General features: G+C 66.1%; 7 protein-coding genes and 2 pseudogenes. 7 read left to right on the top strand and 2 right to left on the bottom strand.

Features of this window, described 5'->3' with window-relative positions:
* From AC0L3A_RS40180 to AC0L3A_RS40160, 5 genes and pseudogenes are all read left to right on the top strand, one after another.
* Positions 1-345 (top strand): annotated as a pseudogene (locus AC0L3A_RS40180) (glycosyltransferase family 4 protein); the annotation flags it as partial.
* Positions 346-403: 58 nt separating this feature from the next.
* A complete protein-coding gene (locus AC0L3A_RS40175; RefSeq protein WP_473256519.1) occupies positions 404-532 on the top strand; it encodes a hypothetical protein in 129 nt (42 codons plus the stop codon).
* Positions 522-791, top strand: coding sequence for an NAD-dependent epimerase/dehydratase family protein (locus AC0L3A_RS40170; RefSeq protein WP_354127988.1), 270 nt, complete (start codon positions 522-524; stop codon positions 789-791). Before AC0L3A_RS40175 ends, AC0L3A_RS40170 begins: the two co-directional genes overlap by 11 nt.
* Complete coding sequence (locus AC0L3A_RS40165; protein WP_473256518.1) at positions 761-883, top strand: hypothetical protein; 123 nt, start codon at positions 761-763, stop codon at positions 881-883. The genes AC0L3A_RS40170 and AC0L3A_RS40165 overlap by 31 nt, the downstream gene beginning before the upstream one ends.
* A gap of 8 nt (positions 884-891) precedes the next feature.
* Positions 892-1,350: a Rossmann-fold NAD(P)-binding domain-containing protein gene (locus AC0L3A_RS40160; protein WP_354127990.1), complete on the top strand. Its 459-nt coding sequence runs from the start codon at positions 892-894 to the stop codon at positions 1,348-1,350.
* Here AC0L3A_RS40160 and AC0L3A_RS40155 read toward each other — a convergent pair.
* Both AC0L3A_RS40155 and AC0L3A_RS40150 read right to left on the bottom strand, forming a co-directional pair.
* Complete coding sequence (locus AC0L3A_RS40155; protein WP_473256517.1) at positions 1,271-2,290, bottom strand: MraY family glycosyltransferase; 1,020 nt, start codon at positions 2,288-2,290, stop codon at positions 1,271-1,273. The two genes, AC0L3A_RS40160 and AC0L3A_RS40155, sit on opposite strands and share 80 nt — an antisense overlap.
* Entirely contained in the window at positions 2,287-3,246 is a 960-nt protein-coding gene (locus AC0L3A_RS40150; protein WP_473256515.1) for a lysylphosphatidylglycerol synthase transmembrane domain-containing protein, read from the bottom strand. Before AC0L3A_RS40150 ends, AC0L3A_RS40155 begins: the two co-directional genes overlap by 4 nt.
* A gap of 223 nt (positions 3,247-3,469) precedes the next feature.
* On the opposite strand from AC0L3A_RS40150, the pseudogene AC0L3A_RS40145 reads away from it, so the two are divergent.
* Positions 3,470-3,754: pseudogene (locus AC0L3A_RS40145) on the top strand (UDP-glucuronate 5-epimerase); the annotation flags it as partial.
* Positions 3,755-3,761: 7 nt separating this feature from the next.
* Positions 3,762-3,972, top strand: a 211-nt coding sequence (locus tag AC0L3A_RS40140) for a sugar phosphate nucleotidyltransferase (protein WP_473256514.1), incomplete at its 3' end; no start/stop codon positions are given.

The following is a 3,972-nucleotide window of genomic DNA, read 5'->3' as shown; positions in this document are numbered from 1 at the left end:
GCCAATCTCTGGATCATTCCGTACCGAAAGGACGTTGCGGGGGTGTCGGTGCCGAGCCGGTTCTACAATCTTCTGGCGGTCGGCCGTCCCGTGGTGTTGGTCTCCGAACCGGAGGCCGAGGCTGCGTTGACAGTGGTGGAGAACGGGCTGGGCTGGGTCGTGACGCCCGGCCGTGCCGATCAACTGGCCGAGGCGATCCGCGCGGCCTCTCGCTCCGACGCAGTCGCGATGGCGGAGCGCGCGATGAAGGCGGCGGCGAAATTCGATCGCGTCACCGCGATGAACGCCTATGCTGCCCTGGTCGACGAATTGTTGCGCAACCCCGAACTGGCGGAGCAACGATGAACGAGCGCAAGCCAGTCGTGCTGGTGACGGGGCGAGCGGTTTCGTCGGATGTCATGTCGTGCCCGCGCTGGCGCGCGAGGGATGGTCGGTCCGCCGCGCGATGCGCAGACCGGAAGGCATGGACGACGAGGTCGTGATCGAAACGATCGGGCCCGAAACCGACTGGCAGGCGGCGCTTGAAGGCTGATGCCGTCGTTCATCTCGCCGCGCGGGTACATCACAAGCACGAGGAGCACGCCGTCCAGCTCTACCGCAACGTCAACGTTGCCGGCACCCTGCACTTGGCGCGCAGCGCGGCGACGGCAGGCGTGCGCCAGTTCATCTTCATCAGAACCGTTTCTCGTGCACGGTCGCAGCAACGAGGGCCGCGCGCCGTTCAGCGAGGACGATATCCTGACGCCGCGCGCTCTACGGCATGTCCAAGGCGTCGGCCGAAGCGGGCCTGAAGACGCTGGCGCGCGACAGCGCCATGAAGATCTCGGTGATCAGGCCGCCGCTGGTCTATGGTGCGGGCGCCAAGGGCAATTCGCGCTGCTGACGCGTGCAGTGAACCTCGGGCTGCCGCTGCCCTTTGCCGCGATCCGCAATCAGCGCGCCTTCCTTGCCGTGCAGAACCTGTCGTCGTTCATCCTGCGCCGGCTCTCTCATCCCGATCCCGCGAGCAATTTCGAGATCTTCCTGGTGGCCGACAGGGAACAGGTCTCGACGCCCGAGTTCATCGCGCGGCTGGCCAAGGCTGCCGGCAAGGACTCGCGGCAGTTCGGCATGCCGCCGGACTTGCTCAGCACGCTGCTCCGAGTGGTGGGCCAGCAGGATACGCATGACAGCCTGATCGGCTCGCTCGAGCTCAACCTCTCCAAGGTGACAGCAACCGCTGGCATCCGCAGGTCTCCCTCAATGAGGGCCTGCGGCTGGCGCTGGCGGCTCAGGACGCCTGAGGGCGGGAGAAGCGGCGCAGCACGATGCCGATCGCGATGGCGCCCGCCAGCAGCGCGATCAGCGTGATCGTCGCCGAGCCCGCGCGAGCGGTGACGATGGCAAGCCCGGCGAGCACGAGATTGAGCGCGAACACCTCTCCGATCACGCGAGTCACCGTGAAGCCGTGGTCGGTGGCGCGCTGGTAGAAATGCGAGCGATGCGCCGACCAGAATTGCTCGCGCCTGGCGATGCGCCGGAACAGCGTGATGGTGGAGTCCACGAGGTAATAAGCCGGCAGTAACAGCGCCGCGGCGGGCTGCCCGCGCCAGGCGAGCTCGAGCAGGCACCAGCCGAGCAAAAGGCCGATCGGCAGGCTGCCGACATCGCCCAGGAAGACTTTTGCGACCGGCTTGTTGAACGGCGCAAAGCCGAGCATGGCGCCGCACAGCGTCGCGGCGATCAGCGCAGCCGGCCAGGACAAATCGCCGAGCAGTGCCAGCAGCAGCAGCGTCGCGGTGACGGGCACGACTTCCGCCACCGTCATCAGATCGAGCCCGTCCATGAAGTTGACGAGGTTCAAGAACCACACGCCCGCCAGCAGGATGAGTCCGCGCTCCAGCGCGAGCGGCAGCGCCGGCACGATGCGCGCGGTCTCGGGCGTGGTGAACACGACGGCGCCGACGGCCGCGGCCTGCAGCACGAGGCGCACAAGCACCGGCAGCGACTTGATGTCGTCGGCAAATCCGACCAGGGCGATCAACACCGTCGCGGCGATCAGCGCCGGCGGAATCGCGACATTCGCCCAGACTGCCCAGGCTGATGCGACCAGCAGCGTCGCTGATATCACGGCGATGCCCGCGCCCTGCGGGGTTGGGATACGGTGAGAGGACCGCGCGTTGGGCCGCGCCAATGCGTAACGCTGGAGCAGGGGGCGGCTGGTCCAGGTGATGACGCCCGACACCAGCGCGGCAATCGCAACGGCAAGCAGCGACGGTATCGCGCCGAGCGCGTCGACGGCCGTGTTCACTCCGGAACCCCCAGCGGTGCCGATCCCTGCGCGGCTTTCTCGGCGCTCAGGATCCAGACCAGGCCGCCGATCGCGCCGACGATGAAGTACACGGCGCCGAACAGCAGCGAGACGTTGACGCCCTCCTTCGTGGCGAGGCCCGCGAAGCCGAAGGCGAGGCTCATGGTGGCTTCACGCACGCCCCAGCCGGCGATCGAGATCGGCATCATCGTGATCAGCATCACCGGCGGCACAAGCATAAACACGTCGCTGAAGCCGACCGGCGCCGCGATCGACTGCACGACGCACCAGGCGACCACGACGGCCAGCACATGCACGGCGAGCGACAGGATTACGACGGCCGGTCCGCGCGAGCGGCTGAACATCACTCGGTTGGCGATCACCGCACAGGCGTGAACGTGATGCGTAGCCCACCAGGTTTTCAGCCAGTTCCATTGCAGCGCGCCGAAGACCAGGAAGCCGAGACCACCCGCGAGCGCCGCGAAGTCGACGAGCAGAAGCGCGGAGCGCCCCTGCGGATCGGCGATGAGGGCGTAGCTCCAGGGCAGACTTGCCACGATCATGATCGCGAGCGCGATCAAACCGATCGCGCGATCGACGAAGATCGAGTAGGTCGCCGCGCGCCAGCCGGCGCCGGCGCGCGCGACGAGCCACAGCCGGACCGCATCGCCGCCGATCGCCGAGGGCAGGGTCTGGTTGAAGAACGATCCGATCACGTTGTAGCGCATGGCCCGGCCGAGTTCGAGCGGGGCGCCGCATGCGGCGCCGATCTCGCGCCAGCGCAACACGCCGACGAAGATTTGCAGGAACGTGACGGCGATCGCCAAGCCGATCCAGAACAGGCTGGTCACGGTGAAGCGCGAAAACAGTTCGGACAGATCGACCTTGCGCAGCGCCAGGTAGAGCAGCGCTCCGGAAATCAGGATCTTGGCCGTCGACAGCAGGATTCGGCGCATTTCGCCCGCATGAACAAGGGTTTTGAAGCAACACGACGCAAGGCGCCGAATTCGGCCGCTTTGGTATGGTTTTGGCGCCAATCTTGCAATAGCGGTGATCAGGAGCCCGCATGCAGGGCGGCGGGGCTATTGCGTCCCCGTCGAAGCGGAGGATAAAGAGGCGCCGCGGGCGAAAGATCGAGCGACGGATCGGGCGAAGCGGTCCTTGGGAACAGGATGAGGGATCACCGCAGATCGTCCGGCCGCCGCAAATGCGCCGTCTAAGGTCTACAATGTCGGCAACTACCACCCGGAAGAGCTGATGCACGTCGTCGGAGTTCTGGAGCCGGAGCAGGAGCTGGGTCGGACGGCGATCAAAGAATTGCTACCGATGCAGCCGGAAGACCCCTTGGAAACGTTCGCGGATGTCGAGGATCTGATGCGCGACACCGGCTTTGCACCGTCAACGCCGATCGCGCACGGAGTTCGTAATTTTGTCACCTGGTATCGGAACGAGTTCAAGGTTTGAAATGACGATGGACAAACGCATTATCCCCCTGATCATGTGCGGCGGCGCCGGAACGCGGCTGTGGCCGGCTTCGCGCGAGGTGCGCCCCAAGCAGTTCCTGCCGTTGTTCGGCACCCGCTCGACCTTCCAGGACACGCTGTCGCGCGTCTCGGAGGCCTCGCTGTTCGATCGCCCGATCGTCATCACCAATGCCTCCTACCGCTTCATGGTGCTGGAGC

It is taken from the genome of Bradyrhizobium sp. MI1.3 (assembly GCF_055811695.1).
Note: the sequence above shows the minus strand (reverse complement) of the source record. Positions and strands in the feature narration are given on the sequence as shown.

Excerpts from the sequence above, each read along its gene's own strand:
- AC0L3A_RS40165 (WP_473256518.1), top strand. The coding sequence starts at position 761 with ATGTCCAAGGCGTCGGCCGAAGCGGGCCTGAAGACGCTGGCGCGCGAC.
- AC0L3A_RS40150 (WP_473256515.1), bottom strand. The coding sequence starts at position 3,246 with ATGCGCCGAATCCTGCTGTCGACGGCCAAGATCCTGATTTCCGGAGCG.